This window comes from Neorhizobium huautlense (assembly GCF_002968575.1).
Lineage (GTDB): Bacteria > Pseudomonadota > Alphaproteobacteria > Rhizobiales > Rhizobiaceae > Neorhizobium > Neorhizobium huautlense.
On record NZ_PVBM01000002.1, the window covers coordinates 1 to 12,357 of the forward strand.

12 protein-coding genes are annotated in these 12,357 nt (G+C 61.2%); 5 read left to right on the top strand and 7 right to left on the bottom strand.

Annotation, left to right across the window (positions count from 1 at the left end; genetic code table 11):
* Positions 1 to 190: 190 nt before the first annotated feature.
* Positions 191 to 1,141 carry an aldo/keto reductase gene (locus tag C5L12_RS02080; protein WP_105370375.1) on the bottom strand — a complete coding sequence of 317 codons (951 nt, stop codon included), beginning with the start codon at positions 1,139 to 1,141 and terminating at the stop codon, positions 191 to 193.
* 196 nt (positions 1,142 to 1,337) lie between these two features.
* Here C5L12_RS02080 and C5L12_RS02085 point away from each other — a divergent pair, with 196 nt between their 5' ends.
* The gene (locus C5L12_RS02085) at positions 1,338 to 2,324 is read left to right on the top strand and encodes a Gfo/Idh/MocA family protein (RefSeq protein WP_105370699.1); all 987 of its coding nucleotides are present in this window, start codon (positions 1,338 to 1,340) and stop codon (positions 2,322 to 2,324) included.
* Positions 2,325 to 2,336: 12 nt separating this feature from the next.
* Here C5L12_RS02085 and C5L12_RS02090 read toward each other — a convergent pair whose 3' ends face one another.
* Together C5L12_RS02090 and C5L12_RS02095 are read right to left on the bottom strand one after the other, a co-directional pair.
* Positions 2,337 to 2,711, bottom strand: coding sequence for a GtrA family protein (locus tag C5L12_RS02090; RefSeq protein ID WP_105370376.1), 375 nt, complete (start codon positions 2,709 to 2,711; stop codon positions 2,337 to 2,339).
* Positions 2,708 to 3,712 (bottom strand): glycosyltransferase, encoded by a 1,005-nt coding sequence (locus C5L12_RS02095; protein WP_105370377.1) that lies wholly within the window; start codon positions 3,710 to 3,712, stop codon positions 2,708 to 2,710. Before C5L12_RS02095 ends, C5L12_RS02090 begins: the two co-directional genes overlap by 4 nt.
* A gap of 139 nt (positions 3,713 to 3,851) precedes the next feature.
* Here C5L12_RS02095 and C5L12_RS02100 point away from each other — a divergent pair, with 139 nt between their 5' ends.
* Positions 3,852 to 5,699: a hypothetical protein gene (locus C5L12_RS02100; RefSeq protein WP_245422730.1), complete on the top strand. Its 1,848-nt coding sequence runs from the start codon at positions 3,852 to 3,854 to the stop codon at positions 5,697 to 5,699.
* Between the two features lie 19 nt (positions 5,700 to 5,718).
* On the opposite strand, the gene C5L12_RS02105 is transcribed toward C5L12_RS02100, so the two are convergent.
* Together C5L12_RS02105 and C5L12_RS02110 are read right to left on the bottom strand one after the other, a co-directional pair.
* Positions 5,719 to 5,949, bottom strand: a complete 231-nt coding sequence (locus tag C5L12_RS02105; protein WP_105370379.1) for a hypothetical protein — start codon at positions 5,947 to 5,949, stop codon at positions 5,719 to 5,721.
* 74 nt (positions 5,950 to 6,023) lie between these two features.
* Complete coding sequence (locus tag C5L12_RS02110; RefSeq protein WP_105370380.1) at positions 6,024 to 6,341, bottom strand: hypothetical protein; 318 nt, start codon at positions 6,339 to 6,341, stop codon at positions 6,024 to 6,026.
* A 292-nt stretch (positions 6,342 to 6,633) separates the two neighbouring features.
* Here C5L12_RS02110 and xseA point away from each other — a divergent pair, with 292 nt between their 5' ends.
* Together xseA and C5L12_RS02120 are read left to right on the top strand one after the other, a co-directional pair.
* Positions 6,634 to 8,244 (top strand): exodeoxyribonuclease VII large subunit, encoded by a 1,611-nt coding sequence (xseA, locus tag C5L12_RS02115; protein ID WP_105370381.1) that lies wholly within the window; start codon positions 6,634 to 6,636, stop codon positions 8,242 to 8,244.
* A complete protein-coding gene (locus C5L12_RS02120; protein ID WP_105370382.1) occupies positions 8,244 to 8,837 on the top strand; it encodes an NAD(P)H-dependent oxidoreductase in 594 nt (197 codons plus the stop codon). Before xseA ends, C5L12_RS02120 begins: the two co-directional genes overlap by 1 nt.
* A 3-nt stretch (positions 8,838 to 8,840) precedes the next feature.
* On the opposite strand, the gene C5L12_RS02125 is transcribed toward C5L12_RS02120, so the two are convergent.
* On the bottom strand, positions 8,841 to 9,782 hold the full coding sequence (locus C5L12_RS02125) for a cyclase family protein (protein WP_105370383.1): 942 nt from the start codon (positions 9,780 to 9,782) through the stop codon (positions 8,841 to 8,843).
* 159 nt (positions 9,783 to 9,941) lie between these two features.
* On the opposite strand from C5L12_RS02125, the gene C5L12_RS02130 reads away from it, so the two are divergent.
* The gene (locus C5L12_RS02130; protein WP_105370384.1) at positions 9,942 to 11,051 is read left to right on the top strand and encodes an endonuclease/exonuclease/phosphatase family protein; all 1,110 of its coding nucleotides are present in this window, start codon (positions 9,942 to 9,944) and stop codon (positions 11,049 to 11,051) included.
* A gap of 5 nt (positions 11,052 to 11,056) precedes the next feature.
* Here the strand turns inward: C5L12_RS02130 and C5L12_RS02135 are convergent, their stop codons facing one another.
* Positions 11,057 to 12,310 carry an aminopeptidase gene (locus C5L12_RS02135; RefSeq protein ID WP_105370385.1) on the bottom strand — a complete coding sequence of 418 codons (1,254 nt, stop codon included), beginning with the start codon at positions 12,308 to 12,310 and terminating at the stop codon, positions 11,057 to 11,059.
* Between the last annotated feature and the right edge of the window lie 47 nt (positions 12,311 to 12,357).

Here is a 12,357-nt window from a genome sequence, read left to right on the forward strand (position 1 = left end):
ATCATAAGGTGCAGTCACGCTTTGCTCTCCTTCACTGAGTTCGCGAAAACCCAGGAAAGGTAAGCCAAACGGCGCAAAGCGTGACTGTCCTAAGATCATCTGCATCTCAGAGATCCGTTCTCTCCATAGACGTGGCCTCTTTCATGCCACCTCCTTTGCGAGTGGGACGCGCGGCGCGGCGTGCCCGGATTCAGGCGCCGGCTTCAGTGAGCAGTTTCATCTGGTCGTCCGAGAGCGTCAGGTTGCCGGCGGCGATGATCGCGTCGAGCTGGTCGATGCTGGTGGCGCTGGCGATCGGAGCGGTGATGCCCGGCCGCTGGATAAGCCAGGCGAGCGCGATGGAAGCAGGCTCGGCATTCGTCTCGACGGCCACCTCATCGAGAGCGGCAAGGATGCGGTATCCCTTGTCGTTCAGATAGGTAAGCGCGCGGCCGCCGCGGGCCTTGCCCTCTGCATCCGTCCTGTCGCGGTATTTGCCGGTCAGGAAGCCGGAGGCGAGACCGAAATAGTTGATGACGCCGATCTCTTCCCTGAGGCAGAGTTCGGCAAGCGGTCCTTCGAATGAGTTCCGCGTATAGAGATTATATTCTGGCTGGAGCACGTCGTAGCGGGGCAGGCCGGCCTTGCCTGCAGCGTCGAAGGAGTCCTGCATCATCCCGGCATCGTAATTCGAGCAGCCGATCGCGCGGATCTTGCCCTGTTCCTTGAGCTTTGCGAAGGCGCCGAGCGTTTCCTCGTGAGAGGTGGTCTCGTCGGGCCAGTGGGCGAGATAGAGGTCGATATAGTCCGTCTGCAGACGACGCAGCGAATTGTCGGCTTCTTCGAGGATCCATTTGGCCGAGAGGTCCCGCTTTCCCTGACCCATATCGGATCCGACCTTGGTGACGATGATCGCTTCGTCTCGCGAGCGGCCGCTTTTCTTTAGCCATGCACCGATGATCGCCTCGGACTCTCCACCCTGATGGCCGGGGACCCAGCGGCTGTAGGCGTCGGCGGTGTCGATCGTATTGAAGCCTGCATCGAAAAAACGATCGAGCATGGCGAAGGAGGTTTTTTCGTCCGCGGTCCAGCCGAATACGTTGCCGCCGAAAACGACGGGCGAAATGGAAAGACCGGTCCGGCCGAGTGCGCGCAGCTCCATGACATTCTCCAAAATTTCTAAATAAGCGGGGGTAGGTAGGGGAAAGGAACCTGAGATTAACGGATGTACCGCCGCCGACCAGCCTCTATTTCGATCGCCAGATCATTTTTTCAAGCGCGAGTAACCCTCGCGTCCATTGCGCCGTCCGGAGGGGCCTCATATGGTGCGGCCCCGCAATGTGTTGATGGAGGGCCTTATGCTGCGTTTTGGAATCCTGTCGACCGCGAGGATCGGCCGCGAACTGGTGGTGCCGGCCATTCAGGATGCTGAAAACTGCGTGGTGACCGCGGTTGCCAGCCGCGACGTCGCCAAGGCCCGCGCCATGGCTGACCGCTTCGGCGCGCCACATGCCTTCGGCTCCTATGAGGAGATGCTGGCCTCGGACGTCATCGACGCCGTCTATATCCCGCTGCCGACGAGCCAGCATGTGGAATGGTCGCTGAAAGCGGCGGAAGCCGGCAAGCATGTACTGTGCGAAAAGCCGATCTCTCTGAAAGCCGCCGAAATCGAGAAGCTGATTGCTGCGCGGGATCGCCACAAGGTGCTGATCGCGGAAGCCTTTATGGTGACCTATGCGCCGGTCTGGCTGAAGGTGCGCGAGCTTCTGAAGGATAAGGCGATCGGCGAGCTGAAACACGTGCAGGGCGCCTTTACCTATTTCAACCGCGACCCTTCCAACATGCGCAATATCCCGGAGCTTGGTGGCGGCGCTCTGCCGGACATCGGGGTTTATCCGACCATCACGACGCGCTTCGTAACGGGTGCCGAGCCGGAGCGCGTGCAGGCCGTCACGAGACGGGATCCGGAATTCGGCACCGACATCTATTCGAGCGTCAAGGCGGATTTCGGTTCGTTCGAGATGACCTTTTACGTGGCGACCCAGATGGCCGGCCGCCAGGTCATGGTCTTCCACGGAACCGAAGGCTACATCGAGGTGAAATCACCCTTCAATGCCGATCGCTGGGGTGCGGAAGAGGTCGAGCTTACAAACCAGAAGCACGATATTTCCCAGATCTTCCGTTTCCAGGACAGCCGCCAGTATCGCAGGCAGGCGGAAGCATTCGCGCATGCCGCCAAGGGCGAACCGGCCGAGGTGGTGACGCTCGAGAACTCGCTGCTGAACCAGCGGTTCATCGACGCCATCTATCGCGCAAGCGACCATGATGGTTGGGAAAAAGTCTAGGGCTGTCGGTTCTTACTGGCGGAAGACGAAGCGCGAATAACCGAAGAAGCTGTAGAGCATGGCCGCAAGCGACGCAAAGACGATCGCCACAACGGGCTGCAGGAATGGCGCGCGGTAGAGAAGCAGGGAATAGACGGCATAGTTGAGGAGCGCCGACGTGACGCCCACCGCCCAGTAACGAAAACCTTCGGCGGCCAGTGAATGGCGGGAGCGGCCGAAGGTGCGGTTGCGGTTGATGAACCATGTCCAGGCCATGGCGGCCATGATTGCCGGAACGCGGGCCGCAAAAGGGCTGAGCCCGATGACGGTGATGAGGAGGTGAGTGAGGGCGGCATCGACCAGAAATCCGCTGCCGCCGGCAACCACGAACCAGAAGAGCCGTTTCATGCAGCACTCTTGTCGGCTCTGCCGCGTTTATCGGAAAGGGTTTTCGGCTGCGGCTGCGAAGACGTCTCGCGTCGGGGCAGGTTCATGTAATGGATGCGGAGCTGTTCGGCGCGGGCGCGCGAGACGGAATCGAGGATCAGCGCTGCAGTAAATATCAGCAAGGACATCAGCATCAGCACCAGGGAGAAGACCCAGGTGGGCATGCGCTCGACGAGGCCGGTCTGGAAATAGGCAAGTAATACAGGCGCCATGAAGATCATGCTTGCTGCCATGAAGGCGCTGCTGATGATGCCGAAGAAGGCGAAAGGCCGCGTTTCCTTCATCAGCATTGCGAACATCCAGAGGATCTTGAAACCGTCCCTGAACGTCGAAAGCTTGGAATGGGAGCCTTCCGGCCGCCGACCGTAGTCGAGTTCGATCTCGCAGACCGGCAATTTGAGCCGGGAGGCATGGACTGACATCTCGGTCTCTATTTCGAAGCCGCCGGAAACGGCGGGAAAGCTTTTGACGAACCGCCGCGAGAAGGCGCGGTAGCCGGAAAAGATGTCGGTGAAATCGGATCCGAAGATCGTCCGGTAGAGGAGATTGAACAGCCTGTTGCCGACTGCATGGCCCTGGCGCCCGGCATCGGCATGGACGCCGCGACGGGTGCCGACCACCATGTCTGCCCGCTCCGTCCGCAGCGTGCGGACCAGCTCTTCGGCGTCCTGCGGTGCATAGGTGCCGTCGCCGTCGGCCATCACGTAGATGTCGGCCTCGATATCGGCGAACATCCGCCGCACCACATGACCCTTGCCCTGCCGCCGTTCGCGCATCACCTCCGCGCCGGCAAGCATGGCCTGAAGCGCCGTACCGTCGGAGGAATTGTTGTCGTAGACGTAGATGCGCGCACCCGGAAGCGCCTCCCGGAACCCGCGGACCACGGAAGCGATCGTAGTTGCTTCATTGTAGCAGGGCAGCAGGATGGCAATATCCGGATGGCCTGTCAGCGCGTCGGTCATGATTTTCACTCGATACACGGAAAATCCAACGCAGGAACTGACTGCGCCGTCGGCTTTACTATTTCTTGGGAAGGTTAAGGCTACGTTTCCGCCACCTCGCGAGATGAAAACTTCCCGGATGAATATGGCGGAAAGCACGATGGACAGGCCCGGTGGAATTGTGGCGGATCGGCTGGCCGCGCCGTTGTTCTCCAGGTTGTGGCCCTCGGTCGCAGTCTATTGGCTCGTGACCGCCGCGATAAGCCTCCTCATTTTTCTTCCCAGAAGTACCGACTATATCGGTCGCGACAACGACGATGTCATGCGACTCGTCGAGGTGCGCGATCTTCTGGCCGGGCAGAACTGGTTCGACCTGATGCAATACCGCCTGGGGCTTGCGGAAGGCACGCTGATGCACTGGTCGCGTCTGGTCGATCTGCCGATCGCCGGGCTGATCAAGCTGTTCTCGCTGTTTCTGGAGCCGTTGCAGGCCGAAGCTGTGGCGGCGACGCTCTGGCCGTTCCTGCTGATGCCTTTCCTGCTCTTCCCGCTCGGCCTTGCCTGCCGGCGACTCGGTGGCGCGTCCGCCATGCATGTCGGGCTCGGGCTTGGCGCGATTTTCATTTTCACCTGCGTGCGCTTCTCCCCCGGCGCACTGGATCATCACAACGTCCAGCTTGTCCTCTCCATGTGGATCGCCGCCATGCTGGTTGATCCGCAGAAGAGGGTTTCGAGCTACGGAGCCGCGGCCTTCGCCTGCGCCCTCGCGATAGCGGTCGGTGCCGAAACAGTGCCGCTCGTGGCCATTGCCTGCGTCATCGTCGCCCTGCAGTGGCTGTGGCATGGCGAGGCATTCGCCCGTCCCGCCCGAGCCTTCGGCCTTTCCCTGACTCTGTCGATTTCGGCCTTTTTCTTCCTGACGGTGCCGCCGCGTTCCTATGGCATGGTTACCTGCGACAATCTCTCGTTCGGCTTTTATACGCTCTCGGCGCTTGGGGGCACGGCGCTTTTCCTCGTGGCAAGCCTGCCGAGAACGCCCCCGCGGGCCGGCCGCTTGATGTTGGTCGCGATAACCGGCTGCCTTATCCTTCTGGCTGCTGTCCTCGTCGCGCCGGCCTGTCTTGGAGATCCGCTCGGATCGCTGGACCCCATGCTGGTCGAGTTGTGGCTGAAGGCCGTGAGCGAAGCGCGTCCATTTCTGACTGAGATGGCTGCCGAACCGGGGGTTGCGGGCGGCTTCTACGCCGTGGGCTTTTTTGCGATCGTCATATGTCTGTGCCGCAGCCTCAGAGGTGAGGCGGTGGAAATCCATATCATCCTCGCTGCGCTGGTCGGCGTCTCGTGGGGCGTGGCGTTGGTGCAGGTGCGGGGTGCGTTCTTTGCCAATATGCTGAGCATCCTGCCGTTGTCGCTGCTGATCGCCGACCTCAGACAGCGTGCTGCAGCCAGACCAAAGCATATCGGCCTTGCGCTCGGTTACATAGGCACCGTTTTGGCTTCCGTGCCGATCATCTGGGCTTTTGGCGGTGTGATTGTGATCAACGGCTGGAGAGACGGCTTCGACGTTTCCGCGCTTTCCCAGCCGGGAGAGCCCGATGCGTCCGGTGCCGAGACGGGCGAGTGCGGCAGCGCCGCAGACATGGCCAGCCTCAATAAACTCGACACCGGTGTGGTCGCAGCCCCGTCGAACAGCGGAGCGGATATTCTGCGTTGGACGCCGCACAGGGTCCTGTCTGCCCCCTACCATCGCAATCAGAAGGGCATGCTGACGGAACTGCACATCGGCCTCGCTCAGCCAGCGGAGGCCGAGGCCTTCCTCAGAGGGGCAGGTGTGACGATTGTCGCTTTCTGTGAGACCGATCCGCAGACCCGGAGCCTGATCCGCCTGAAGGCCGACGGCTTCTATGCGGGCCTCGCACGCGGCGCGGTTCCGGGTTATCTGCAGCCGGTGGGCGAAATCAGGAACGGAGGCTTTCAGTTCTATCGGGTGCTGCCGGCAGGCGGTTGAACTGAAAAATCGGTCAGGCTCAGGTAGCGCGCAAACGCTTGGCGATGAGAAGACAGGCCAGGAAATTGATCAAGCCCGCATTATAGCCGAGCATCGCGATGAGGAGATTGAGATAGGACGCTGGGCCGGGCGAGGTGATCGTCGCGAGCGCGAAAGTCACGACAATCAGGAACGCCACAAAGGCCATGGAGAAGGCGGACCGCATCATGGCGGCACAAACGCCTATCGATGCAGCGGTCAGGAACAGCACCTCAAATCTCCGTTTTGCCCTGTATTGCCGGGAGGATATGAGGCACGTCCTAAGAAATGCTTACCCGCCTTCGTTCAGAAATTCCCGGCATCGGGCGAAAATGGCTCCATCTGGGCCACAGCAGAATCCGATAACCTGGCCGCGACCGCGTCAGGTAGGACGTATGGCCTCAATGCGCGCGGGACCTCACCCTTCCAGACGAGGTTGATGTAGTAGCCCGACAGGGGAGATGTCAGCGCAACCACCTCACCTTCGAACGCAGCCGTCTCGCCAGTGGCTTCACTGAGGGTCCCGTCGCCCGGAATGGCATCCGCTCGGAGACCGACCGCGCTCAGTACGGAAACCGCCTGGGACCTATCCTGGAAGCGAAGCAACAGGCGTTCAGGCTGCATAAGGGGCCATCGTTATCAAAGCAGCCAGGCGATCTCGGTAAATGTCGCTCCATGCCATTGTCGCTCTCCTCTGCTCCCCGGAGGGGACAGGTCATTCTCCAGGGCAAGATGTGGCCGAGACAAAAAAAGAAAAGGCGCATGATAAGCAGGCAACCGCACCGGCCAACGAGAGCGGCGCGACTGAGGCGCCCAAGGGAATCGCCTTGAGATGAGCTATTTTGGATTTGATCGTCCACGGTTCTGTGGTTACGGCAGTGATGAATTTGCCGGCCATATCCTCTAGAAGGAAGAAATGAACAGCCTGATCCCCAACGATTCGCCGACGAACCTGACCGAGTTTTCGGTGTCGGAGCTTTCGGGCTCGATCAAGCGCACGGTCGAGACCGCGTTCGACCATGTGCGGGTGAGGGGCGAGATTTCCGGATACCGCGGCCAGCATTCGTCGGGGCATGCCTATTTCTCTCTCAAGGACGATCGGGCGCGCATCGACGCGGTGATCTGGAAGGGCACATTCCCCCGCATCAAGTTTCGCCCCGAGGAGGGTATGGAGGTGATTGCCACCGGCAAGGTCACCACATTCCCCGGTTCGTCGAAATACCAGATCGTCATCGAGAACCTCGAACCCGCAGGCGCGGGCGCGCTGATGGCGCTGCTGGACGAGCGCCGCCGCAGGCTCGCCGCCGAAGGATTGTTCGATCAGAGCCGCAAACGGTCCTTGCCGTTCCTTCCGCATGTCATCGGCGTCGTGACCTCCCCCACGGGGGCGGTGATCCGCGATATCCTGCACCGTATTTCCGATCGCTTCCCGGTGCATGTCATCGTCTGGCCGGTGAAGGTTCAGGGCGAGGGTTCCGGCGACGAGGTGGCGGCTGCCATCCGCGGCTTCAACGCGATCGAGCCGGGCGGCCCTGTAAGGCGGCCGGACGTGCTGATTGTCGCCCGCGGCGGCGGCAGCCTCGAGGATCTCTGGAGCTTCAATGACGAGGCGGTCGTGCGCGCAGCGGCCGATAGTCGGATTCCGTTGATTTCGGCTGTCGGCCATGAGACGGACTGGACGCTGATCGACCATGCTGCCGATGTCCGGGCGCCAACCCCGACCGGGGCTGCCGAAATGGCGGTGCCGGTGAAGGCTGATCTCGATGCCCAGATAGCGAATTTGACGGCGCGGCTGCGCGGCTGCGCCACCCGACAGATGGACCACCGGCGGCAATCCTTGCGGGCGCTCGTCCGGGCGCTTCCTTCGCTCGACCAGTTGCTGGCTTTGCCACGCCGCCGGTTTGATGAGGCCGCCGCCGGCCTCGGTCGCGGGCTGGAGCGTACAACGGTCGTCAAACGGCGCAGTTTCGAGCGCGTTTCTTCCGGCCTGAGGCTCGACCTGCTCACCAACAGGCTGGCCCAGCAGCGGCAATTGCTGGCCGACCGGCTCACGCGCAGCGAGCGCTGTCTGGAGCGGCAGTTGCTGAAGGAGCATAATCGGCTTTCTAAGGCAGGCGCTTCATTGTCCGCCTTGCCGCCGCGGCTGCTCGGTCAACTGGCGCGCGAACGCCAGCATCTGGTCTCGCTTGGCCGTCATGCCGATACGGCCATGTCGCATACGCTCCTCCGCGGTCGTTCTGCGATTATGGCGCAGGATCGGGTGCTGCAGTCGCTTTCCTACAAGAACGTATTGAAACGCGGCTTTGCGGTCGTTCGCGGCGAGGACGACAAGCCGCTTACGCGCGCCGCCGGGATCGGCGAGGGGCTTGGTGTATCGCTGGAGTTCGCCGATGGGCGGATCGCCGCGATCACGGGCGGTGAGGGCGAGGCCGGTGGCCCGCGCCAGGGTTCTATCCCTCAGGCGAAGAAACGGCCTGCCAAGGCCGAAACCGCGGGCGGCGCCCCGAAGCAGGGCAGTCTCTTCTGATGCACGTGCTCCTGGTTCTGGCCCATCCTTTGCCGGAGAGTTTCGCAGCCTCCGTTGCGCGGACGATACGGGAAACGCTGGAGGCGAATGGCCATACGGTTGACCTGCTTGATCTTTACGCCGAGAATTTCGATCCACGGCTGACCGAGAAAGAGAGGCGCCGCTATTTCGATGTGCCTTACGACACCTCCGATGTCGCCGATCTGGTTGCAAGATTGCGTCAGGCCGAAGCGTTGATGCTGGTCTTCCCGCAATGGTGGTTCAACCTGCCGGCGGTGCTGAAAGGCTTCTTCGACCGCGTTTTCGCTCCCGGCGTGGCATTCCGGCATGACAAGGACGGCGGCAGGATCGTACCGCTTCTCACCAATATCCGCCACTTTTGGGCTTTCACGACGACCGGTTCGCCGTGGTGGGTCGTCCGGTTCTACATGGGCGACCCGGTGCGGCGGCAGCTCAAGCGCGGTATCGCCATCTTCTGTAACCGGAAAGTCGATTTCCGCATGCTGGCCCTGCACGACATGGACCGTGCGACCGACGGCAAGCGCAGGCGGCACCTGGAACGCGTGAAGGCCGCGCTCCAGGATTTCCGGTAGATCTCAGCGAATCCGCATCCCTGCCTTCTCGTCGAAATGCAGGGGCTTGTCGAATTTCTGCAGCGGCGCTTCCGGGACTGAGCCCACCGTCACGCCGTATTGCCAATCCGGTGGGCAGATTGCGATATAGCGGGCATAGCCGCCGACCCCGCCGCCGAATTTGGGATAACCGATCGCCACCAGCGCGCCCGTTTCCGGCACCTTGTCGAGATTGGCCACGCCTTCGGCCTGTGCGAAGCCATTGTGCATCAGCCAGTGCTCGCCTTCGAGTGTCGGCGTTGTATCCGTATCCAGCGGCTCATGTCCGTGAAACAGGATCTTTCGTTCCAGATGCAGGAACTTCAGTGCGTCGAGGGAAACGCCGGGGAAGGGACGGGTGGTGGAGAGCGAGGGATCCGGCCACTTCTTGTACCAGCCGGATTGCACGAAGACGACGGAGCCTTCCGGAATGCGCCCGTGCTTTTCTTCGAAACCCGTGATGTCGGCGACCTGCAGATGATAGCCCGCGTCGGCCTTCACCTTATCTTCGATATTGATGACCACGAGCGGCCGCACCGCATAGGTCGCAGGGATTTCATCGATAGCAGCATATTCAGGCGCCCAGTGGGCCGGCGGATCGAGTTGCGTACCGAGCTGGTCGGTTGCGAGATTGTAGGTGGAGGCGTTGAAGCCATGTTTCTCGTAGGTGAAGGTGTCGCCCTTCTTGGCATAACCTTCGAGATCGGCGCCGGCTGCAGCCTGCCCGAAGCTCGGTTTTCCGAAGCCTGCCCAGACAGGGATGTCTGGTGTGATGGTATGCGTGAGATCGACATATTTGGCGCCTTTCAGCGTCTCGTTGTAGACCTTCCACAGCCCGGGCTCCTCGGCAAATGCAGTGGTGATCGGGGCAATATAAAGAAGCGCCGCAGCAATCGGCGCAGCCAGACGAACAAATGAGCAAAACATCGCGACTTCCCTCTTTGGCTTTCGTCATCGTTAGCCGGAACCTGGAATAAGCCGGCACTCTCAATCTCCTGCCGCAACGGAGGAAAAGTCAACTTCGGCCCAGACACGTAAATGCAACAGAAACGTGTTACCTTCGCCCGGATACAATGGGAGGGGCACATGAGATTGGCGGCATTCAACGTTGAAAACCTGTTCGACCGCGCCAAGGCGATGAACCTCGAAACCTGGGCCGAAGGTAGAAAGGTGCTGGAGCAGTTCGCCGAGCTGGACAAGCTCCTGGGGCAGGTAACATACAGCCCGGCGGACAAGGCGCGGATGGCGGAGCTGGTTGTCGAACTCGGTATGGAGAAGAGCGACACCGGCCCATTCGTCATTCTCAGGCGCAATAGAGGCAATCTCCTCAAGCGGCCGAGGACCGGTGGTGTTGTGATCACCGCAAACGGACGGTTCGATTGGGTGGGGTCACTCGAATTGCGTGATGAGCCAGTGGACGAAGAGGCCATGCGAAACACCGCCCGCGTGATGCACGACATCGAAGCGGATGTTCTGGGCGTTGTCGAGGCCGAAAGCCGACCGGTTCTTTGGGCTTTCAACAACCAGATTCTCCCGGCGATCAACGGCAAGCCTTATCGGCAGGCGATGGTCATCGACGGCAACGACGATCGCGGTATCGATGTCGGCATCATGACGCGCGAGAACTACGTCATAGACATGATGCGCAGCCATGTGGACGACCGCGGTGCGAATGGAGACCCGGTCTTTTCCCGCGATTGCCCGGAATATTACATCACGACCCCGAGGGGAACGAAGCTGGTGGTTCTGGTCAACCACTTCAAGAGCAAGGGTTTTGGCAGCGCTCAATCCTCCGACGCACGCCGCAAGGCGCAGGCGGCCCGGGTTGCAGAGATCTACGAACAATTGCTGTCCGCCGGCTTCGAACACATCGCCGTCATCGGCGATCTGAACGACACGCCGGACAGCGCGCCGCTGGCACCCTTGATGCAGACGTCGCTCAAGGACGCCTTCGTTCATCCGCAATTCGACGACGGCGGCCATCCGGGGACCTTCGGGCTCGGCAACGCCGACAACAAGATCGACTATCTTCTACTTTCGCCCAAACTCTTTGAGACGGTGGAACGGGGCGGAGTCTTCCGCAAGGGCGCCTGGCCGGGATCAAGGCCGAAGCGCTGGGACACCTATCCGCAGGTCACAAGCCCGGAGCAAGCGGCATCCGACCATGCCGCCATCTGGGTCGATCTTGATATCTAGGGTTTTCAGGCCCACTCACCCTTGCGCATGACCGCGACCCTGGCGCCGTCGGCTCGGATGCCGTCGATATCCACCTGGTTGGAGCCGATCATCCAGTCGATGTGGATGAGGCTGGAATTGCCGCCTTGCGCCTTGATCTGCTCCTGGCTGAGCGAGGCGCCGTCGAGGAAGCATTTCGAATAGCACTGGCCGAGCGCGATGTGGCAGGAGGCGTTTTCGTCGAACAGGGTGTTGTAGAAAAGCACGCCGCTTTTGGAGATCGGCGACGAATGCGGCACCAGCGCCACCTCGCCGAGCCGCCTTGCGCCGTCGTCCGTGTCCAGCACCTTGTTCAGTACCTCCTCGCCCTTTGAAGCCTTGGCCTCGACGATGCGGCCGGCTTCGAATTTCACCTGGATGTTGTCGATCAGCGTCCCCTGGTGTGACAGCGGTTTGGTACTCGAGACATGGCCCTCGACCTTGAGCGCGTGCGGCGTCGTGAAGACCTCTTCGGTCGGAATGTTCGGATTGCAGGTGATGCCGTTCTTGGCGGTGGAAGCTCCGCCGTGCCATTCATGGCCGTCGGCAAGGCCGACCGTCAGATCGGTGCCGGGACCGGTGAAGTGGAGGGCCGCGAACCGTTCGCCATTCAGCCAGGTCGAACGCTTCTTGAGATTGGCGTTGTGTTCCGCCCACGCCGCGATCGGATCGGCCACATCGACGCGCGATGCCGCAAAGATCGCCTCGGCGAGTTTGCCGACGGCGACATCGTCGGGGACATCCGGGAATACCTGGCGTGCCCAGGAAGGGTTGGGATAGGAAACGATGTTCCAGTTGATGTCGAAGTTGGCGATCTTTTCGAGGGCCGGCTTGTAGGCCATCGAATTGGCCTTGTTGGCGCGGGCTACCTTGGCGGGGTCCTGAGCCGCGAGCAGCATCGGATTGTCTCCGGAAATCGCAAGCCGCGCCGCCCCATTCGCATAGGCCCGCGCCATGCCCTCGTAGAGCCAGTCGGAGGCCTTGTCGAAGCTTGCGTCCGGGGCATGCTCGTAGCGGGCAAGCGTCGTCTCCTCGTCGGAATAGAAGGTGGTGACGAGCCCGGCGCCGGCCTTGTAGGCATGTTTGGTGATCAGGCGTACGAGCGGCAGGGCCGGAAGTGGTGCCGTGATCACCAGATCCTGACCCTTTTCGAGCCTGAGCCCCACTTTGACAGCCACTTCCGCAAGCTTTTCGAGTTTCTGAGGATCGACGACGGTCTGAAAATTCGGCACGATTGTCATGGATGGCCCTCTGCTTTCTCTATCCGGTTCCTGAGACTTAAAGAGCT

Excerpts from the sequence above, each read along its gene's own strand:
- C5L12_RS02120 (WP_105370382.1), top strand. The coding sequence starts at position 8,244 with ATGCACGTGCTCCTGGTTCTGGCCCATCCTTTGCCGGAGAGTTTCGCA.
- xseA (WP_105370381.1), top strand. The coding sequence starts at position 6,634 with ATGAACAGCCTGATCCCCAACGATTCGCCGACGAACCTGACCGAGTTT.
- C5L12_RS02130 (WP_105370384.1), top strand. The coding sequence starts at position 9,942 with ATGAGATTGGCGGCATTCAACGTTGAAAACCTGTTCGACCGCGCCAAG.
- C5L12_RS02110 (WP_105370380.1), bottom strand. The coding sequence starts at position 6,341 with ATGCAGCCTGAACGCCTGTTGCTTCGCTTCCAGGATAGGTCCCAGGCG.
- C5L12_RS02135 (WP_105370385.1), bottom strand. The coding sequence starts at position 12,310 with ATGACAATCGTGCCGAATTTTCAGACCGTCGTCGATCCTCAGAAACTC.
- C5L12_RS02090 (WP_105370376.1), bottom strand. The coding sequence starts at position 2,711 with ATGAAACGGCTCTTCTGGTTCGTGGTTGCCGGCGGCAGCGGATTTCTG.
- C5L12_RS02095 (WP_105370377.1), bottom strand. The coding sequence starts at position 3,712 with ATGACCGACGCGCTGACAGGCCATCCGGATATTGCCATCCTGCTGCCC.
- C5L12_RS02080 (WP_105370375.1), bottom strand. The coding sequence starts at position 1,141 with ATGGAGCTGCGCGCACTCGGCCGGACCGGTCTTTCCATTTCGCCCGTC.
- C5L12_RS02125 (WP_105370383.1), bottom strand. The coding sequence starts at position 9,782 with ATGTTTTGCTCATTTGTTCGTCTGGCTGCGCCGATTGCTGCGGCGCTT.
- C5L12_RS02085 (WP_105370699.1), top strand. The coding sequence starts at position 1,338 with ATGCTGCGTTTTGGAATCCTGTCGACCGCGAGGATCGGCCGCGAACTG.
- C5L12_RS02100 (WP_245422730.1), top strand. The coding sequence starts at position 3,852 with ATGGACAGGCCCGGTGGAATTGTGGCGGATCGGCTGGCCGCGCCGTTG.